The 18,355-nt window shown below is 68.9% G+C and carries 17 protein-coding genes and 1 pseudogene; 7 read left to right on the top strand and 11 right to left on the bottom strand.

Going from position 1 to position 18,355, the window contains the following annotated elements:
* Window positions 1-294: 294 nt before the first annotated feature.
* From PARN5_RS0108340 to PARN5_RS0108300, 9 genes are read right to left on the bottom strand one after another with little or no spacing between them, the layout of a single operon-like run.
* On the bottom strand, window positions 295-684 hold the full coding sequence (locus PARN5_RS0108340) for a hypothetical protein (protein WP_017999322.1): 390 nt from the start codon (window positions 682-684) through the stop codon (window positions 295-297).
* On the bottom strand, window positions 681-1,784 hold the full coding sequence (locus PARN5_RS0108335) for a flagellar type III secretion system protein FlhB (RefSeq protein WP_017999321.1): 1,104 nt from the start codon (window positions 1,782-1,784) through the stop codon (window positions 681-683). Before PARN5_RS0108335 ends, PARN5_RS0108340 begins: the two co-directional genes overlap by 4 nt.
* Window positions 1,781-2,539, bottom strand: coding sequence for a flagellar biosynthetic protein FliR (locus PARN5_RS0108330; RefSeq protein WP_017999320.1), 759 nt, complete (start codon window positions 2,537-2,539; stop codon window positions 1,781-1,783). Before PARN5_RS0108330 ends, PARN5_RS0108335 begins: the two co-directional genes overlap by 4 nt.
* Window positions 2,536-4,623 carry a flagellar biosynthesis protein FlhA gene (locus PARN5_RS0108325; protein WP_017999319.1) on the bottom strand — a complete coding sequence of 696 codons (2,088 nt, stop codon included), beginning with the start codon at window positions 4,621-4,623 and terminating at the stop codon, window positions 2,536-2,538. Before PARN5_RS0108325 ends, PARN5_RS0108330 begins: the two co-directional genes overlap by 4 nt.
* Window positions 4,620-4,901: a hypothetical protein gene (locus PARN5_RS0108320; protein ID WP_017999318.1), complete on the bottom strand. Its 282-nt coding sequence runs from the start codon at window positions 4,899-4,901 to the stop codon at window positions 4,620-4,622. The genes PARN5_RS0108325 and PARN5_RS0108320 overlap by 4 nt, the downstream gene beginning before the upstream one ends.
* Window positions 4,898-5,764: a flagellar motor stator protein MotA gene (gene motA / locus PARN5_RS0108315; RefSeq protein ID WP_017999317.1), complete on the bottom strand. Its 867-nt coding sequence runs from the start codon at window positions 5,762-5,764 to the stop codon at window positions 4,898-4,900. The genes PARN5_RS0108320 and motA overlap by 4 nt, the downstream gene beginning before the upstream one ends.
* Before the next feature lie 9 nt (window positions 5,765-5,773).
* Window positions 5,774-6,313, bottom strand: coding sequence for a hypothetical protein (locus tag PARN5_RS0108310; protein WP_017999316.1), 540 nt, complete (start codon window positions 6,311-6,313; stop codon window positions 5,774-5,776).
* Complete coding sequence (locus PARN5_RS0108305) at window positions 6,306-6,653, bottom strand: hypothetical protein (protein WP_026155280.1); 348 nt, start codon at window positions 6,651-6,653, stop codon at window positions 6,306-6,308. The genes PARN5_RS0108310 and PARN5_RS0108305 overlap by 8 nt, the downstream gene beginning before the upstream one ends.
* Window positions 6,650-7,129 carry a flagellar basal body-associated FliL family protein gene (locus PARN5_RS0108300; protein WP_017999314.1) on the bottom strand — a complete coding sequence of 160 codons (480 nt, stop codon included), beginning with the start codon at window positions 7,127-7,129 and terminating at the stop codon, window positions 6,650-6,652. Before PARN5_RS0108300 ends, PARN5_RS0108305 begins: the two co-directional genes overlap by 4 nt.
* A gap of 113 nt (window positions 7,130-7,242) precedes the next feature.
* Here PARN5_RS0108300 and fliF point away from each other — a divergent pair, with 113 nt between their 5' ends.
* The 7 genes from fliF to PARN5_RS0108265 all read left to right on the top strand — a co-directional run bounded on the left by fliF (window position 7,243) and on the right by PARN5_RS0108265 (window position 15,732).
* Window positions 7,243-8,820 (top strand): flagellar basal-body MS-ring/collar protein FliF, encoded by a 1,578-nt coding sequence (gene fliF, locus PARN5_RS0108295; protein ID WP_017999313.1) that lies wholly within the window; start codon window positions 7,243-7,245, stop codon window positions 8,818-8,820.
* A 68-nt stretch (window positions 8,821-8,888) separates the two neighbouring features.
* Window positions 8,889-9,377 carry a hypothetical protein gene (locus PARN5_RS0108290; protein ID WP_017999312.1) on the top strand — a complete coding sequence of 163 codons (489 nt, stop codon included), beginning with the start codon at window positions 8,889-8,891 and terminating at the stop codon, window positions 9,375-9,377.
* Between the two features lie 2 nt (window positions 9,378-9,379).
* Window positions 9,380-9,637, top strand: a complete 258-nt coding sequence (locus tag PARN5_RS0108285; protein ID WP_017999311.1) for a FliM/FliN family flagellar motor C-terminal domain-containing protein — start codon at window positions 9,380-9,382, stop codon at window positions 9,635-9,637.
* Window positions 9,634-10,356 carry a flagellar type III secretion system pore protein FliP gene (fliP, locus tag PARN5_RS0108280; protein ID WP_017999310.1) on the top strand — a complete coding sequence of 241 codons (723 nt, stop codon included), beginning with the start codon at window positions 9,634-9,636 and terminating at the stop codon, window positions 10,354-10,356. Before PARN5_RS0108285 ends, fliP begins: the two co-directional genes overlap by 4 nt.
* Window positions 10,357-10,469: 113 nt before the next feature.
* Window positions 10,470-11,546, top strand: a complete 1,077-nt coding sequence (locus PARN5_RS0108275; protein WP_017999309.1) for an efflux RND transporter periplasmic adaptor subunit — start codon at window positions 10,470-10,472, stop codon at window positions 11,544-11,546.
* Entirely contained in the window at window positions 11,543-12,640 is a 1,098-nt protein-coding gene (locus PARN5_RS0108270) for an efflux RND transporter periplasmic adaptor subunit (RefSeq protein ID WP_017999308.1), read from the top strand. Before PARN5_RS0108275 ends, PARN5_RS0108270 begins: the two co-directional genes overlap by 4 nt.
* On the top strand, window positions 12,637-15,732 hold the full coding sequence (locus tag PARN5_RS0108265) for an efflux RND transporter permease subunit (protein WP_017999307.1): 3,096 nt from the start codon (window positions 12,637-12,639) through the stop codon (window positions 15,730-15,732). The genes PARN5_RS0108270 and PARN5_RS0108265 overlap by 4 nt, the downstream gene beginning before the upstream one ends.
* A 164-nt stretch (window positions 15,733-15,896) precedes the next feature.
* On the opposite strand, the pseudogene recQ reads toward PARN5_RS0108265, so the two are convergent.
* Window positions 15,897-17,930: pseudogene (gene recQ / locus PARN5_RS0108260) on the bottom strand (DNA helicase RecQ); the annotation flags it as partial.
* Window positions 17,931-18,224 (bottom strand): YggT family protein, encoded by a 294-nt coding sequence (locus PARN5_RS23840; protein WP_017999305.1) that lies wholly within the window; start codon window positions 18,222-18,224, stop codon window positions 17,931-17,933.
* Between the last annotated feature and the right edge of the window lie 131 nt (window positions 18,225-18,355).

Below are 18,355 nucleotides of genomic sequence, written 5' to 3'. Positions count from 1 at the left end.
CACACCCGACAGCAGCGCCGGATAAACCCAAGCCCTACGCGAGCCGAAACCGAACCAATTCGTCCATAATACGGAACAGCGATTCTTGCCAATCCCCGTGAACTATAAGCACGATATGTCTGAGGTCATGCAAGGGGAATACGAGCTTTCGGATCGAGGCTTCAGCGGAGCGCCATGATCGCGCCGGGCGCTCGGCTTGCTGCCCGCAGCGGGACTCACAAACAGCCCGCTTCGCGGCGTCGAGGTACAAACAAAACGCCAGCAACTCCGGGCGAACTTTGCCATCCGGAACGCTCATCCGTCATGGTCGCGCCGCATCCGCTCCAGCCGTGCCTGGGCGATCATGTCCTCGCGCAGGCCATGAACCGCCTCGGCGCGGCCGAATTCCCGGGCGGCAGAGCGGCGGGCCTGCTCATAGCCGGGCAGCATCCGCTCGAGCTCGCGCTCGGCGCTCAGCAAGGCGCGGCTGCGCTCTCCGGCCAGGGCGTTGACCAGCCGCGCTTCGGCCACCGAAAAGGGCGCTTCGGTCCGGTAAAGTGATTCGAGTTCGTGCTCGATCTGGCCGATGCGCGCGCGCGCGGCCTCGACATGGGCGCGGAAGGCGGCGAAGCGGCGCATCTCCAGGTCGGATTTCAACCGGGCGATGCGCTCCAGCCCGGCCAGGGATGCGGTCTTGCGGGTCATGTCCCCTCCTTGCGGCGCGGCGCGGGCGCCCAGCCGTCGCGGGCCTTCTTGCGCATGGCCTCCGCAAAGCGGATCGCCGCGGCCACCGGGGCGAAATGTTCCGGGGCGATCTCGTCGCCGATCTCGACGGTGGCGTGCAGGGCCCGGGCGCAGGGCGGGTCGGACCAGATCGGCACCTGATGGTCCTTCGCCCGTTCCCGGATGCGGCGCGCCACCTCGTCCACGCCCTTGGCAAGGCAGACCGGTGCGCGACCGCTGCCCCGTTTCCACTCCAGTGCCACGGCGTAATGGGTCGGGTTGACGATCACCACATCAGCCTTTTGCACATCGGCCAGCATCGAGCTCAGCACGATGTCGACGCCCTTCTGCCGGCGCGCCGCCTTCAGATGCGGATCGCCCTCGCTTTCCTTGTATTCGTCCTGCATCTCGCGCCGCGTCATGCGATGGCGCTTGCGGTATTCCAGACGCTTCCAGACCAGGTCGATCCCCGCGAAGACGGTGCCGATCCCCAGCGCCAGCCAGATGGCGCGGCGCAGGACCAGCCCGACGCCCTCGACCCATTGCAGATCACCCATGCCGCCGGCGTTCATCAGCCAGTCCAGAAGCGCGCGATAGAGAAACCAACCGCCGACGCCGACCAGAGCCGCCTTGCCCAGCGAGATGGCAAAGGTCATGAGCCCGGTCTTGCCGAATTTCTGGCCCGCGTTCTTGAACGGGTCGATGCGCTTGGGGTCCGGCAGCAGCTTCTTGGGCGTCAGCACCAGCGAGCGCTGGACCACGATCCCCAGCACCACCGGCAGCGCCATGATCGCGACCGCGGCCAGCACCCCCAGCCCCGCGCGCGAAGCCATGGCTTGCGCCAGGTCCATGACCGACCGGCCCTGCCCGTCGGGCCAGGGCTCGCTGCCCAGGGCGCGCGCGGCCATGCGCACCCAACCCGGCACCGCCCAGCCGGCCGCGAAAAGCACCGCGAACCAGAAGCCCAGATAGGCCAGCGCGGCCTGCAGCTCGGCCGAGCGGGGGATGTCGCCTTCCTCGCGCGCCCGGCGCAGCTTGCTTTCCGAGGCGTCGAATTGCTTGTCGTCGCTTTCCTCGCTCATCGCAGCAGGCCCCCCAAGACATCGAGGACCGCGCCGGACCAGACCGACAGGATCGAGGGCGTCAGCACCGCCAGCGCGATCAGCGCCATCATGATGGCCCCCGGGGCGGCGATGAAGACGATGGGCAGGTTGGGCATCACCTTGCTGATCATCCCCGACAGCAACTGGAACAGGAACCCGCCCAGGATGAAGGGCGAGGCCAGCAGCATCGCCAGGATGAAACTCTGCCGGATCAGCGCCACGGCATTCGGCAGCAGATCGGCGATCTGCGGCCAGTCCCCCAAGGGGCGCAGCACCAGGCTTTCGCGCAGAAGATCGCAGGCCAGGACCGGAAAGCCCAGGGCCACCAGCACGGCAAGCCCGGCCAGATGCGCCAGATTGCCGATCGGATGCGGCGAATATTCATTCGCGACGCCGACCAGCTGCGACAGCGAGGCGGTCGAGGCGATGGCGGTCGCCGCCACGTCCAGGGCCGAGGCAAAGATTCGCACCAGCCCCCCCAGCGCCAGGCCCGACAGGATCTCGCCCGCCGCCAGGGCGGCGAGATGCAGCAGGCTTTCGACCTCGCCCGGCGCGCGGGCGCTTTCCGCCAGCAGCGGCGTTACCGCCATGGCCAAGGCGGCCCGCACCCGCACCGGCAGCGCGCGCTCGGAAAACACCGGCAAGGTCAGGAAACAGGCCTGCACCCGGCAATAGGTCAGCAACAGCCCGAGCAGCGCCGGCATCATGCGCGGATCGGCCGCCAGTTCGGTCATGGCGCCACCGTTCCCCGCAGCTTGACCTGTGCCGCCGGGTCGATTTCGTCGAGGCCCAGGACCGGCGTCGCGATCCCGGCCGAGGTCAACATCATGCGGATCAGGCGGCGGCGGTGATCGGCCACCGCGATGACCACCTCGAGCCCCGGGGCAAGTTCGCGCAGCGTGCCCTGCACCGCCTCGGCAAGCCGCTTCTGGATCTGCGGCACGACGCTGGCGCCGGTTCGCGCGCCCTCGGCCTCGGCGCGGGCGATGTCGGCCTCCCATTGCGGGTGCAGCTGCAGGATGTTCAGTGCGCCTTCCTCGTCCAGGAACTGCTCGGTGATCTGGCCGCGCAGGCGCTTGCGAACCTGCTCATAGACCGCTTCGGGCGTGGCGGCATTGCGCGCCTCATGCACCGCGTCGGTGATCAGCACCAGGTTGCGGATCGAGATCCGCTCTTCCAGCATGCCGCGCAGCACCGCCAGCAGCATCTCGGGCGAGACCTTGTCCGGCACCATGCTGTCGAAGAAGCGCTGGTTCAGCTGCGCGCGATGTTCGTCCGAAACGCCGCACAATTCACGGATCATCCGCTGCATCGAGGACAGGGTCAGCAGCGCCGGCAGGTTGGTCTTGACCACCTCCATCAGATGCGTCGAGAGCACCTCCATCGGGGTGACGACCGTGGCGCCGGCGATGGCGGCATCGTCCTGCCAGTCGGGGGCGATCCAGCGCGCGGCACTGCCATAGACCGGCTCGCGCACGCTTTCGCCGGGCAGGCCTTCGAGCATGGTCTCGGCCCCCAGGGCCAGGACGCCCATTGGGCGCAGCACCCCCTTGCCGCGCACCACGCCTTGCAGGCGGATGACATATTCGCCCTCGGCGAAGCCGGTGCCGTCGGTGATGCGCACGTCGGGCAGGATCAGGCCATAGCTGCGTGCGATATGGACCCGCAGGTTGGTGATGCGCTGGCCCAGGCCGCGCACCGGATCCAGGGCGCCCAGGATCAGCCCGGCGCCGATCTCGACGCAGATCTCGTCCGTGTCCAGCACGTCGCCGATGCGGGCCTGGGGCGCGGCGATGGCCGCCGCTTCGGCGGGCAAGGTCTCGGCGGCGTCCGGGATCGGCTTGCGGTTGCGGATGAACCAGGCAGCGGCGCCCAGAACTCCGGCCAGGCCGAAGAACAGCAGCGTGGGCATGCCCGGGACCAGCCCGACCAGCACCATGCCCCCGGCGCAGACCGCGGGAACCTGCCAGTTGCTGAGGAATTGCTGCGACAGCAGGTCGGCGGTGTTCTCGGTCGCGCCGCCGCGCGACAGCAGCAGCGCCGCGGCCATCGAGGTGATCAGCGCCGGAATCTGGCTGACCAACCCGTCGCCGATGGTCAGCTTGGAATAGGTGGTCATCGCCTCGCCGACCGGCATGCCATGCACCAGGACGCCGGCCGCCAGGCCGACGAAGAGGTTGATCAGGGTGATGACCAGGCCGGCGATGGCGTCGCCCTTGACGAATTTCGAGGCCCCGTCGAGCGAGCCGAAGAAGCTGATCTCGCGCTGCTCGCGGGTGCGGCGGCGCTTGGCTTCCTCGTGGTCGATGGCGCCCGAGTTCAGGTCGCCGTCGATGGCCAGCTGCTTGCCGGGCAGCGAATCCAGGGCAAAGCGGGCCGAAACCTCGGCCATGCGCCCCGAGCCCTTGGTGATGACCATGAAGTTCACCACCGAGATCACGGCAAACACGGTCAGCCCGACCAGCAGCGAACCGCCCGCGACGAATTCGGCGAAGCCCTCGATGACATGGCCGGCGGCCGAGGGGCCGTTCTGGCCATGCGTCAGGATCAGCCGCGTCGAGGAGATGTTCAGCGACAGCCGGATCAACAGCGACATCAGCAGCAGCACCGGAAAGGCCTGGAAATCGGTCGGCTTGTCGACCAGCGAGGCCATGACCAGGATCAGCGTCGCCGTGGCGATGGACAGCGCGATACCCACGTCCAGCAAGCCGGCCGGCAAGGGAATGACCATGGACAGGACGATCAGCAGCAGCACGCCGGTGATGACCAGCGGCCGCGCGGCGACCGACATGCCCGGGTTCGACTCGGCAAGGCTCATTTCGGGGTTTCCATGTTCTTGGCCGGATTCTTGGCCGGTGCCAGAAGCCGCTCGGCGCTCCAGGCCGGACCGATCAGCATCCCCGACCGGCGCAGGAAGACCAGCGCCTCGATCCGGTCCGAGGGGGACAGTCGCATCAGGCGCTCGTCAAGGTCGCGCGGCAGGTCCTCGCCGTTCAGCAGCCATTCGGTCGCCTCGCGGATCAGCGCGTCGCGCGCCGGCTCCTGCCCGGCCGGCGCGGTGGCAAGCGCGCTGGACAGGATCAGGATCGCGATCACGACGCCCTCTTCAATTCGCGCAGCGCCGTTTCCAGCTCGCCGAAAGAGGGGCGGACGTGTTCGGGGGCGGCCTGGCGGCCGACCTCGACGCAAAGATTGGTGGCGTGCTGGTGCAGCCCGGCGACCAGCACCGACTTGATCACGTCATAGAAAGCCTGGTCCTGCTTCATCACCGCCGACAGCCTTTGCGAGAAAGGCGCCACCAGGGCATAGGCCAGAAACACTCCGAGGAAGGTGCCGACCAGCGCGCCGCCGATCATCTTGCCTAGGACCTCGGGGGGCTGGTCGATCGCGCTCATGGTCTTGATCACGCCCAGAACGGCGGCGACGATGCCCAGGGCCGGCAGCGCGTCGGCCATGTTCTGCAACGCATGCGGGGCGTGCATCGCCTCTTCGTTCATCAGCCCGATGCGCTGCGACAGCATCTCCTCGACCTGGTAGGGATCGTCGTAGTTCAGGCTGGCCGAGCGCAACGTGTCGGTGATCAGCGTCACCGCATGGTGGTCCGCCAGGATGCGCGGATAGGCCTGGAACACCGGCGAGTTCTCGGGATTTTCGATATGCTCCTCAAGCTCGACCGGGCTGGAGCGGGCGATGCGCAACAGCTGGAACAGCAGGCAAAGCACGTCCTGCAGGTCGGATTCATGCCATTTCGGCCCCTTCAGCGACCGCCCGATGCCAGAGAGGGCCTGCTTGATCACCGCCGTTTCATTCGAGAGCAGGAACGAGCCGATGGCGGCGCCGCCGATCATCATCAGCTCGAAGGGCAGCGAGTGCAGGATCACCCCCAGCTTGCCGCCCGCCATAATGTATCCGCCGAAGACCATGGCGAAGGTCAAGACAATGCCGATCATGCCGAACATGAGTTACACCTATTTCCTGGCTCTGATTGCGCCCATGTAGGACGTGAGGACGGCTGCCTGCCCCGGTTCGACCGAGGCCATGATCCTGGCGCCGGTCTCGGGCTGGACGCGGGCGAGGATCTGCGCGGCAAAATCCGGCGGCAGGTTCGACAGCACCATCGCCGCCTGTTCCGGCTTCATCTGGTCATAGACCGCGATCAGCCGGGCGATGTCGTCGTTCTGCGCCTGGGCATAGCCCTGCTCATTGCTGCCGATCTGCTGCTTCAGCTTGCGCAGCTCGACCAGCTTTTCGGTCAGCTGCTTTTCGGCCGTGGCGATCTCGTCCTTGCGCCGCTGCATGTCCTGCATGTAGCGGTCGATGCGCAGGCTGCGCTCGCGCAGCGTGTCGGCCAGGGCCACGGCTTCGGGCACGTCGGTGCAGCCCGACATCAGCTCGGAGGGCTCGGCATGCGCCGTCAGCCGGGAAAACCCGTCCATCAGCATGACGGCCTGCCCGGCCGCCGCCAGGACCATGACACCGCCCAGGAAAGACAGCAGCGGCCTACGCATCGCAGCCCATCCCTTCGCGCCGGCGGCGCCGTTGCAGCCGGGCGGGGCGCGCCTGCCCGGATTCGGCGAATTTCTGTTGCAGCATCCAGAAGGCCCGCTCCTGCTTGGCGCGCTCGATCTCGTCCGACAGCGCCTGGGTGGCACTGGTCGCCTCGGCCTTGGCAAGCAGGATGGATTTTTCCAGCCGGCCGATCTCGCTGGTCATGACGGCGATGGCGCCGCCAAGCCCGCTTTCAAGGTCGTTCAGCTTGCGCAGCCGCCGCGCCAGGGTGAAGCAGAAGCCGGACAGGCCGATGGTGAAGGCGATCAGGGCGATCTGCAAAACTTGGGCAATCGTCATTGGATGCGGAACTCCGTGATGAGGACATCGGCGAACGCCTCCTTGCCCAGGACATAGACGGCGCGCGTCGCCAGCTCGTCCCGGACGATGTCGAGGATCCCCCGCTTCTCGAAGGCCGAGACGTCGATCTCGGCCAGGAAGCTGTTGAAGGCGTCCAGAAGCCGCGGCGTCAGGTGCTCGACCTCGGCCTTGTGGGCCTGGTCGGTCTCGATCTTGACGGTCATCACCAGCATGCGCGGCACCGGGCCCGAAAGGCTCAGCACGATCTGCGGAAGGCCGACGAAATCGACCGTGGGCAGGGTTTCGGGCTTTTCTTCCTTCTTCGCGGCCAGCAGCGCGGTCGGCGACCACAGCCCGAGCCAGGTCGAGGCAAAGCCCCCCCCGCCCAGCGCCAGCGCCAACCCCAGCGGCAGAAGAATGCGGCCAAGCCCGCGACCGGATTTCTGTTCCGTATTGATGTCGGCGACATCGGTCATGGTGATTCTCCATCCATCTGCGGTCTGGATAACACCTGCGGGCTAACCAATTCTTAATCGCCCCCGTGCCATGAAGGTCCGGACAAAGATCAGCCGATTCGAAGGGGGCGGTTTTGCTGAAGCTGCAAGACTACTGGCGCGAGAGAAGCGCAAAGCAGAAGGCCATCCTGGCGGCGGCCTTCCTGTTCACGTTCGCTGCCATCGCCGGCCTGGCCTGGCTGGCCGCACGGCCGGGGATGGCGCTGCTTTATTCGGGGCTGGACGCCCAGCAATCCGGCGCCGTCATGGCTGCCGTGGAAAAATCCGGCGTTCCCTACGAAATTCGCGGCGATTCCATCTGGGTCGAGGAAACCCGCCGGGACGAGCTGCGCATGGCCCTGGCCGGCGAGGGCGTCCCCTCGGCCGGCGGCACCGGATACGAGATCCTCGACGGAATGTCGGGTTTCGGCACCACCTCGCAGATGTTCGACGCCGCCTATTGGCGGGCCAAGGAGGGCGAACTGGCCCGCACGATCCTGGCGCTGCCGAACGTCAGGTCGGCCCGCGTCCACCTGGCCGTGCCCAGCGGCCGCGGCTATCGGCGCGAGGCCGAATCGACCGCGTCGGTCACCCTGACGACCGACGGCACGCCGATCAACCGCGGCCAGGCCAAGGCGCTGAAGTTCCTGGTCTCCTCGGGCGTGCCGGGCATGTCCGCCGACCGGGTGGCCGTCATCGACAGCGAGCGCGGCGTGATCTCCTCGGGCGAGGAATTCGCCGGCGAGGACCGCGAGGCCGAGATGAAGCGCAACGTCGAGCGCATCCTCAGCGCCCATGTCGGCGCCGGGAATGCCATCGTCGAGCTGAACCTGGACGTCGTCAACGAATCCGAGCAGATGACGGAGCAGCGCTTCGATCCGCAGCAGCGCGCCCTGATCTCGCAGGAAAGCGAGGAGACGGCCGATCAAAGCACCAATTCGCAGCAGGGCGCGGTCACCGCGGCCTCGAACCTGCCCGAGGGCAAGGACAGTGGCGCCGACCAGAGCAAGTCGCAGCGGTCGGAAACCCGCCAACGCTCGAATTTCGAGGTCAGCAAGGTCACCCGCGAAGTCACCCGCCAGCCCGGCGCGACGCGGCGCCTGACCGTCGCCGTCCTGGTGAACGGCGTCGCGCAGACCGATTCCAAAGGCGAAACCACGCTGGTTCCGCGCGAAGAGGCCGAGTTGCAGTCCCTGCGGGAACTGGTCGCCTCGGCCGTGGGCTTCGACGAAGGCCGCGGCGACGCGATCACCGTGAAATCGCTGCCTTTCGCGACGCTGTCCGAGGCCGGTACGCTGGCAAGCCAGGGCGGGCTGCTGTCGAAGCTGGACCTGAACGGCCTGATCCGGATCGTGCTGGTCGGCCTTTTTGCGCTGGCCCTGGCTGCGTTCCTGCTGCGCCCGCTGCTGCGGGCCCGGCCGGCGGGCAACCCCGCGCTTGCCGCGCTGGATCATTCTGCCGCCCCGGGCGTCAAGGCTCTCGAATCCGGCAAGCCGGCCGAACCGCCGGCCCCGGTCGCGGCGGTGGCCGAGGTGGTGCCCGAGATCGACTTCACCCCGCTGCCCGATTCGGGCGATCCGGTCGGTCGGCTGAAGGAGCTGATGAAATCCCGCAAGGACGAAAGCCTGCAGATCCTGTCGGGCTGGATCGAGAAACGTGAGGATCCCGTATGAGACCCGCCGCATTGCGCCTGGATTCCTTTTCCGCAGCCCACGCCCGGTCGGCACCGCTGGTGAGCCCGATGGATGTCGAAGACGCCTATCAGCGCGGACACGAGCAAGGCCTGGCCGAAGGGCGCGAGCGCAGCCTCGACGCCCTGTGCCAGGCACTGGTCGCCTGCCGGCAGGAGCTCGCCGCCAGCCGGCAGCACGAGACCGGCCTGCGGCGCGAGATCCTGGCCGGGCTGGTGCCGGTTCTGCATGCCATCGTCGACCAGCTGGCGCCCGCCGCGCAAACCGCTCGGCTGCGGCAGGCGCTTCTGGCCGAGCTGCAGCGCCTGGCCGAACATGCGCCGGAACAGCAGATCGTGCTGCGTTCTCCGGTCGATATGCGCCCCGAACTGGCCGATTGCCTGGAGCTGGCAAGCTTTCCGCAGGCCCGGATCGAGGACGCCCGCCCCGGCCAGCCGCTGGTCGAACTGATCTCGGCCCAGGGCAGCATCGTCTTTGACCCGGCGCAGGTCGCCGCTGGGCTGAAATCCCTTATCGACGACATCAAGACCGAGGATTGACCATGGACGATCTCGCAAGCCTGATTGCAACCGACCAGATCCAGGTGGAAATCACCATCCGGCTGGGCGGCACGCAACTGACCGTGGCCGAACTGTCGCGGCTGCGCCCCGACGACATCCTGACGCTGGACCAGGAGATGTCCGATGGCGTCGACATCTGCGTCGGCGACAAGGTGATCGCCAAGGGCGAGCTGACCACCGGCGATGACGCGGACCAGCGGCTCTGCGTCCGCATCCTCGGCCCGGCCAGCGCATCGTGACGCGCCTCGTCCCGGTTCTGCTGGTCCTGCTCTGGCCGCATCTCGCGGTCGCGCAGGATCTGCCGCTGGATGCCGGCGCGCTGGAGACGGTGACGAACGGCGTCGGGCGGAACTCGATCACGCTTCTCGCGCTGCTGACGGCGCTGTCGCTGGCGCCGGGCATCGCCATCATGGTGACCTGCTTTCCCTTCATCGTCACCGTGCTGTCCATCCTGCGCCAGTCTATCGGCCTGCAGCAATCGCCCCCCAACATGCTGATCGTCAGCCTGGCGATGTTCCTGACCTGGTTCGTGATGAGCCCGGTCCTGACCGAGGCATGGACCACCGCCGGCGCGCCGCTGCGCGACGGCCAGATCAGCGTCGAGGAGGCCTTCGCCCGCGGCATCGTGCCGTTTCGCGGCTTCATGGAGCATCGCACCGACCCCGAGATGGTCGCCACCCTGGCCGAGGTCTCGCCCGAGCCGCAGGCGGCGCCGGACCGGCTGTCGGTGCTGGTCCCGGCCTTCATGCTCAGCGAATTGCAGCGCGCCTTCGAGATCGGCTTCCTGGTCGCCCTGCCCTTCCTGATCATCGACCTGGTGGTCTCGGCCGTGCTGATGTCGATGGGGATGATGATGGTGCCGCCGGCCATCGTGGCCTTGCCCTTCAAGCTGGCATTCTTCCTGGTGGTCGACGGCTGGGGCATGATCGCGGCCGCGCTGGTTCGAAGTTACCAGTAACCGCAGCCGCGCAACATTAACCTCGCGGCCGGACAAGCCAAGCCCGGTTGCAGATCGGCGGCGCATTGGCACAATGGCGGGGCCTTCCCAGCCGCAAGGTTCATGAGCATCAGATGACCCATCGTCCCGAAGCCCGCCTGCTGGCCGCCTGGGCCCTGGCCTGCCTTGGCAGCGCCTGGCCGGCATCGGCGCAGCCGCCGCTGCCGGTGGAATATGTCCAGGTCCGGCGCACCAACCTGACCTTCGACGCCGCGCTGACCGGCACCATCGCCGCCAAGGACAGCGTCGACATCGGCTTTCGCCTGGGCGGCCGCGTGACCGAGGTCCTGGTGCGCGAAGGCGACCGTGTCGCCGAGGGCCAGCCCCTGGCCCGCACCGACCCGCTGCAACAGGAACAGGCGTTGCAGGTCGCCCGCGCCGCCGTCGTCGCGGCCGAGGCCAGCGAGGCCCAGGCCCGGCAGGCGCTGGAACGCGCCGATGCGATGCTGCGACGCGGCGTGGGCACGCGCGCGGCCTTCGACAGCGCCAGCCAGGGGCTTTCGGCGGCGACCGGGGCCTTGACCCAGGCGCGCTCGACCCTGGGCCAGGCCGAGCGGGCGCTGGAGGATACGGTGATCCGTGCGCCCTCGGACGCCATCGTCACCGCGCGGCAGGCCGAGCCGGGCCAGATCGTCGGCGCGGCGCAGGCGGTGATCTCGCTGGCCTCGGCCACCGGGCGCGAGGCGGTGTTCCTGACCCCCGACACGCCGCTGCTGCGCGATGCCATCGGTGCGCCGGTCTCGCTGACCGGGATCGACTTCCCCGAACTCAGCATGCAGGCGCGTGTCACCGAGATCGCCCCGCTGGTCGATCCGGCCACCGGCTCGGTCACCGTCCGGGCCGAGATCCAGAATGCGCCGGTCAGCACCAGCCTACTGGGCGCCGCAGTCCGCGGCGCGGTGCATTTCCCGGCCGGAACCGGCATCGCCGTGCCCTGGACGGCCCTGACCGCCGCCGGCGGCCAGCCGGCGGTCTGGCTGGTCGATGCCGAGCACCGCGCCCGGCTGGCCCCGGTCCGCATCGAGCGCTTCACCAACGGCACCGTCATCCTGGCCGAGGGCGTCGAGCCAGGCCAGATCGTGGTCGGCGCCGGCTCGCAGATGCTCTATCCCGGCCGGCAGGTCGCGGCCGGCCCGGCAGGGGGGAAATGATGCGCAGGACAATCCTGGCGGCGCTGGCCGCCTTCGCCTGGGCCGGGCAGGCCGCCGCGCTGGACCTGCCCTGGCAGGACAAGGCCCCGGCGTCCGCGCCGGAGCCGCGCCCGGTGGTCAGCATCCGGGTCGAGGACGACATGGCCGCGCTGCCCTCGACCCCCGGCGTGATCGCCGCCCGGATCGAGGTCGCGCTGGGGTTCCAGACCCTGGGCCGCATCACCGCGCGCCATGTCGATGTCGGCGACATCGTCAGCCGGGGCCAGGTGCTGGCCGCGCTCGACCCCGACGATCTGCAGGGCGAGGTCCGCGCCGCCCAGGCCGCCCTCGAGGCCGCCCGGGTGCAGGAGCGAACCGCCCAGGCCTCGGCCGACCGCACCCGGTCGCTGGCACAGCGCAATGTCGCCTCGGCCGCGCAGGTCGAGCAGGTCGACCGCGCGCTGGCCTCGGCGACCGCCGCCCGGCAGCAGGCCGAATCGGAACTGATCCGCGCCCGCGATGCCGAGGGTTTCGCCGAAATGCGGGCGCCCTTTGCCGGCGTCATCAGCGCCGTCCATGCCAATGCCGGGGCGGTGGTGAATGCAGGCGAGCCGGTGATCCAGCTCTCGGCCCAGGAGGGGATCGAGGCGGTGATCGACTTGCCCGACGCCGCGCTGGCGCGGCTAAAGACCGGCGACCGCTACGACGTCTGGTCCGAAGCCGATCCCGCGCGGCTGTTCCCCGCCACCGTCGCGCAGATCGAGCCGGTGGCCGATGCCGTGACCCGCACCCGGCGGGTGCACCTGGCCTTGCGCGACGACGCCGCCTTGCGGCTGGGGGCGCTGGTGCGGGCGCGGCCCTCGGGCGGCCCGGCGGCGCGGCTGACCCTGCCCGAAAGCGCGATCCTGGACCGGGGCGGCAGGCCTCGGGTCTGGATCGTCAGCCGCGACGGCGACCGCGCCAGCGTCGCCCTGCGCGAGGTCCAGGCCCGGGACCCGGCGCTGAACGGGCGCATCGCCATCGCCGCGGGCCTGGCACCGGGCGACGAGGTGGTCATTCGCGGCATCCATTCGCTGACCGAGGGCCAGGCCGTCGGCGAAAGCGTGGCGCCATGACCGGGCGCGGCTTCAACCTGTCCGATTGGGCGCTGCATCACCGCTCGCTGGTGTGGTTCCTGCTGATCATCTCGATGCTGGCCGGCAGCCTCGGCTACCTGCGGCTGGGGCGCGAGGAGGACCCGAATTTCACCATCAAGATCATGGTGATCAGCGCCAGCCTGCCCGGCGCCACCATCGACGAGACGCTGAACCAGGTCACCACCCGAATCGAGACCAAGCTCGAGGAACTGGACGAGCTGAAATTCACCCGCTCGGTCACCATGCCCGGCCAGGCCATCGTCTATCTGGAGCTGGACCCGACCATCCGCGGCCCCGAGGTGCCCGAGGTCTGGAAGCGCGTGCGCAGCATGATGTCCGACATCCGCCCGAATTTCCCCCAAGAATTCCAGGGCTTCCAGTTCAACGACGATTTCGGCGACGTTTTCGGCAATATCTATGCCTTCACCTCGGACGGCTTTACCCAGCGCGAGCTGCGCGACAGGGTCGAGGACATCCGCAAGCAGGTCCAGGCCCTGCCCATGGCCGGCAAGACCGCGCTGCTGGGTGTGCGCAAGGAGCAGATCTTCCTCGAGTTTTCCTCGGCCCGGCTGGCGGCGCTGGGGCTGAACCACAATCAGGTCGTGCAGACCCTGGCGGTGCAGAACGCGATCACGCCCTCGGGCATCGTGCAGGCCGGGCCCGAACAGGTGCTGGTCCGCGTCGGCGGCCAGTTCGACGACGCGGCCGCCATCGCGGCGGTGAACCTGCGCGTGGGCGACCGCTTCTTCAACATCGGCGACGTGGCCACGGTGCGGCGCGGCTATGAGGACCCGCCCAGCGCGCTGTTCCGCTATAACGGGCGCGAGGCCATCGGGCTGCAGATCGGCATGCGCGACGGCGGCAATATCCTCGAGTTCGGCAAGCAGGTCGATGCGCTGATGGCCGATGTGGCCCGAACCCTGCCCATCGGCATCGAGATGGCCAAGTTCGCCGACCAGCCGCATGTCGTGGACGAGGCCGTCGGCCATTTTGTCCGCGCGCTGGTCGAGGCGGTGGGGATCGTGCTGCTGGTCAGCTTCGTCAGCCTGGGCCTGCGGGCCGGGCTGGTGGTCACGCTGACCATCCCGCTGGTGCTGGCGATCACCTTCATCATCCTGGACCTCTACGGCATCACCCTGCAACGCATCTCGCTGGGTGCGCTGATCATCGCGCTGGGGCTGCTGGTCGACGACGCCATGATCGCCATCGAGACCATGATCTCGCGCCTGGAGCTGGGCGAGAACCTGGAAAGCGCCGCGAGTTATGCCTGGAGCTCGATCGCCTTCCCGATGCTGACGGGCACGCTGGTGACGGTCGCGGGCTTCATCCCCATCGGGCTGAACAATTCGGCGGCGGGCGAATTCACATTCTCGCTCTTCGTGGTCATCGCGGTCTCGCTGATCGTCAGCTGGATCGTGGCGGTGCTTTTCGCGCCGCTTTTGGGCGTGACGCTGCTGCCGGCGCGGATGAAGCACGCCGGCGGCGGGCCGGGCTGGCTGCGCCGCCGCTTCCGCGGCCTGCTGCTCTGGGGCATGCGGCACAAAGGACTGACCATCGCCTTTACCCTGGCGATCTTTGCGGCCTCGGTCATAGGCATGCGCTTCGTCGAGCAGCAGTTCTTCCCGACCTCGGACCGGACCGAGATCATCGTCGACGTGAACGAACGCGCCAATGCCTCGATCGCCAAGACCGACGCCGACATCGCGCTGATCGAGGAGATGCTGGCGGGCCAGGACGACGCGCTGTTCTGGACCAGCTATGTCGGCATGGGCGCGCCGCGCTTCGTGCTGTCGATGGACGTGCCGACGCCCGGCCCCTACATGGGCCAGATCGTGATCCAGACCCCGGACCTCGCGGCGCGGGACCGGCTGAAGCGGCGGCTCGAGGATTTCGCCCGCGAAAGGCTGATCGGCACCGACATCTATGTCAAGAACCTGGAAATCGGCCCGCCGGTCGGCAAGCCGGTGCAATATCGCGTCTCGTCGCCCGACCCGGACAAGGCGCGGGATGCGGCACGCGACCTGGCCGCCGTGCTCGCGACCGAGCCGCGGCTGCGCGACATCGCGCTGGACTGGAACGAGCCGGCGCGGGTGGTGCGGTTGCAGGTCAACCAGGACCAGGCGAGACGGCTGGGGCTGACGAACGAGGATATTTCGGGCGCGCTGTCGGGCACCTTCACCGGCCGCACCATCACCCAGCTGCGCGACGGCACCTTCCTGATCAACGTGACCGCGCGCGGCGCGCAGGCCGACCGCGAATCGGTCGAGTCGATCCAGAACCTGCAACTGGCGACCCAGACCGGCACGCCGATCCCGCTGGCCTCGCTGGCGGTGCTGGAATACGGGACCGAGCAACCCCTGGTCATGCAGCGCGACGGCCTGCCCACGGTGACGGTCAAGGCCGACATCGCCAGCAAGGACCAGCCGGCGACTCTGGTCGCGGCGCTGGCCGAGCGGGTGGCGCAGTTCCAGCAGGGCCTGCCGCAGGGCGTCAAGGTCACGGTCGGCGGCACGGTCGAGACCTCGGCCGAAAGCCAGGAGCCCATCGCCGCCGTGGTGCCGGTCATGCTGCTGATCATGGCGCTGCTCGTCATGGTGCAGATGCAGGGCTTCCGGCTGAGCTTCATCGTCTTTGCCGCCGCGCCCCTGGGGCTGATCGGCGTGGTCGCGGCGCTCTTGCCCTTCGGCGTGCCGATGGGCTTCGTGGCGATCCTGGGCATCCTGGCGCTGATCGGCATCCTGATCCGCAATTCGGTCATCCTGGTGCATGAGATCCAGGTGCTGATCGGCAAGGGGCACAGCGCCTGGAACGCGGTGTTCGAGGCCTCGGACAGCCGCGCCCGGCCGATCCTGCTGACGGCGGCGGCGGCCAGCCTGGCGCTGATCCCGATCTCGCGCCAGGTGTTCTGGGGGCCGATGGCCTTTGCGATGATGGGCGGCATCATCGCCGGCACGCTGGTGACGCTGATCTTCGTGCCCGCGCTTTACTGCGCCGTGTTCCGGGTGCGCCCGCCCGAGGGCGACCCGATGCCCAGTCCCGAGGACCGCGCCCGCGCGGCCGCGCATCAATAGCCGCCGCCGGAGGGGTGGCCTTCGGCACGCGGCGCAAGAACCCGTGCGGGTTTGAGAAAAACCTCGATCCCGGCGAATAGCCCGCGGCGAGGGCGCGCCAACCGGCCGTGCGACTTGCGCGGTCGGGAGGCAGGAGGCAGGAGGCACCTCCGCGTCCGTCCCGGTCAAGCCTCGGGATCGGCGGCGATCTCGGCGGCAAAGGCCGCGCCGAAGCGGTCCAGTCGCGCCGGGTCCAGATAGCGCGACAGGTCGCGCGGCCGGTCCTCGGCAATGCGGCGCAGGATGGAATTGCCGACCGACAGCGGTTTTTCGATGCCATCCTCGCCGCGCGCCAGCCGGGCCTGCGCCTCGGCCAGCCGGTCGAACAGGGCGCCGGCCTCGCGCCCGGCCAGGGCCTTGCGCGCCGGGTGCATGGGCGCGACCTCGCCGGCGATGACGCGCAGGAATTCGGCGCCGTAGCTGTCCAGCTTCTTGGCCCCGACGCCGCTGATCCGCGCCATCTGGTCCAGCGTCTGCGGCCGGGCCTGCGCCATCTCGATCAGCGTGCGGTCGGGGAAGATGACATAGGCCGGCACCCGGGCCGCCTCGGCCAGCGCGCGGCGCTTGGCCTTCAGCGCGGACAGCAGCGGCGCGTCCTCTTCATCGACCTGGGTGCGGACCGCGACGGCCGGCCGGGCGCGGGTCATGGCGTCGCGGCGCAGGGTGATGCGGGTCTCGCCGCGCAGCACCGGATGGGCGGCGGCGGTGATCGCCAGGCCGCCGTGGCGTTCCGGGTCGGGGCGGATCAGGTCGCGGCCCAGCATCTGCCGGATCACCGCCTGCCATTGCGGCTTCGACAGGTCGCGCCCGCAGCCGAAGGTCGGCAGCCGGTCATGGCCGCGCTGGCCGATGCGGTCGTTCATGGTGCCGGTCAGCACGTCGATTATATGGCCGGCGCCATAGGTCTGGCCGGTGCGCAGGACCGCCGACAGCACCTTCTGCGCCGCCTCGGTGCCGTCGAAGCAGTCGGGCGGGCTGTCGCAGATGTCGCAATTGCCGCAAGGACCGGCCGTTTCACCGAAATAGGACAGCAGGGCGACGCGGCGGCAGCCGGTGGCCTCGGCCAGGCCCAAGAGCGCGTTCAGCCGGGCGTGGTCGGCGGCCTTGCGCTCGGCCGGGGCCAGGCCCTCGTCGATCTGGGTCCGGCGCAGGCGGATGTCGTCGGGACCGTAGAGCGTCAGCGTCTCGGCCGGAGCGCCGTCTCGGCCGCCGCGGCCGATCTCCTGGTAATAGGCCTCGATGGATTTCGGCAGGTCGGCATGGGCGACCCAGCGGATGTCGGGCTTGTCGATGCCCATGCCGAAGGCGACCGTCGCGACCACGATCAGCCCGTCCTCGCGCTGGAAGCGGATCTCGACCTCGCGCCGGGCCTCGGCCTCCATGCCGCCGTGATAGGCGACCGCCGCCAGCCCGGCGTCGTTCAGGGCGCCGGCCAGGGTCTCGGTCTTGGCGCGGGTGCCGCAATAGACGATGCCGGACTGGCCCCGGCGCGCGGCGGCGAAGTCGAGGATCTGCCGGCGCGGCCCGTCCTTGGGCTGGAAGGCCAGGTGGATGTTCGGCCGGTCGAAGCCGCGCAGGAAGGACTGCGGCTGCGCGCCGTCGAACAGGCGCTTGACGATCTCCTCGCGCGTTTCCGCATCCGCCGTGGCGGTAAAGGCCGCCAGCGGCACGGACAGCGCCCGGCGCAGCTCGCCCACGCGCAGATAGTCGGGACGGAAGTCGTGGCCCCATTGGCTGACGCAATGCGCCTCGTCCACGGCGATGGCCTGCACGCCGGCGCGGCGCAGCATCGGGATGGTCGCGCCCGAGGCCAGCCGCTCGGGCGCCATATACAGAAGCCGCAATTCGCGCGCGGCCAGCGCCCGCAGCACCTCGGTGTTCTCTTCCTCGGAATTGCCGCTGGTCAGGGCGGCGGCGGCCACCCCGGCTTCGGTCAGCGCCCGCACCTGGTCGCGCATCAGCGCGATCAAGGGCGAGAGCACCACCGTCAGCCCGTCGCGCATCAGCGCCGGCAGCTGGTAGCACAGCGACTTGCCGCCGCCGGTCGGCATGATCGCCAGCACGTCGCGGCCCTGGGCCACGGCATCGACGATCTCTTCCTGCCCCGGACGAAAGGCGTCGAAGCCGAAGACCTGACGCAGAAGGGGCGCAGCCGACATCTAGAGGCCGTAGAAGAAGCCGGCGTTATTGGCGAGCGCGCGCTGCGCGATGATGATGACGATGAAGACCACCAGCGGCGCCAGGTCCAGACCGCCGGTATTCGGCAGGATCCGGCGCACCGGGGCATAGATTGGCTCCAGCAGCCGGTTCAGCCCGTTCCAGATCTGCCAGATCAGCGGCTGACGCAGGTTCAGCACCTGGAAGTTGATCAGCCAGGACATGATGATATGGGCGATCATCACGAACCAGACGACGTCCAGTATCAGCATCAAGGCTTCGTAGAGCGTGCCCATTCCATTCCCTTCCGGCTGCTTCCCGGACAGGTAAGCCAGCCGCCCCCGCTCTGCAAGGCATAAGGCCGCAGCGTTCCGGTTGACGCGCCCCGACCCCGGGCTTAGCCGCAAAAGCCGACCCGCAGCGAGAG

Origin of the sequence: Paracoccus sp. N5, assembly GCF_000371965.1 — a bacterium.
In the GTDB taxonomy this organism is placed as follows: Bacteria; Pseudomonadota; Alphaproteobacteria; order Rhodobacterales; family Rhodobacteraceae; genus Paracoccus.
Note: the sequence above shows the minus strand (reverse complement) of the source record. Positions and strands in the feature narration are given on the sequence as shown.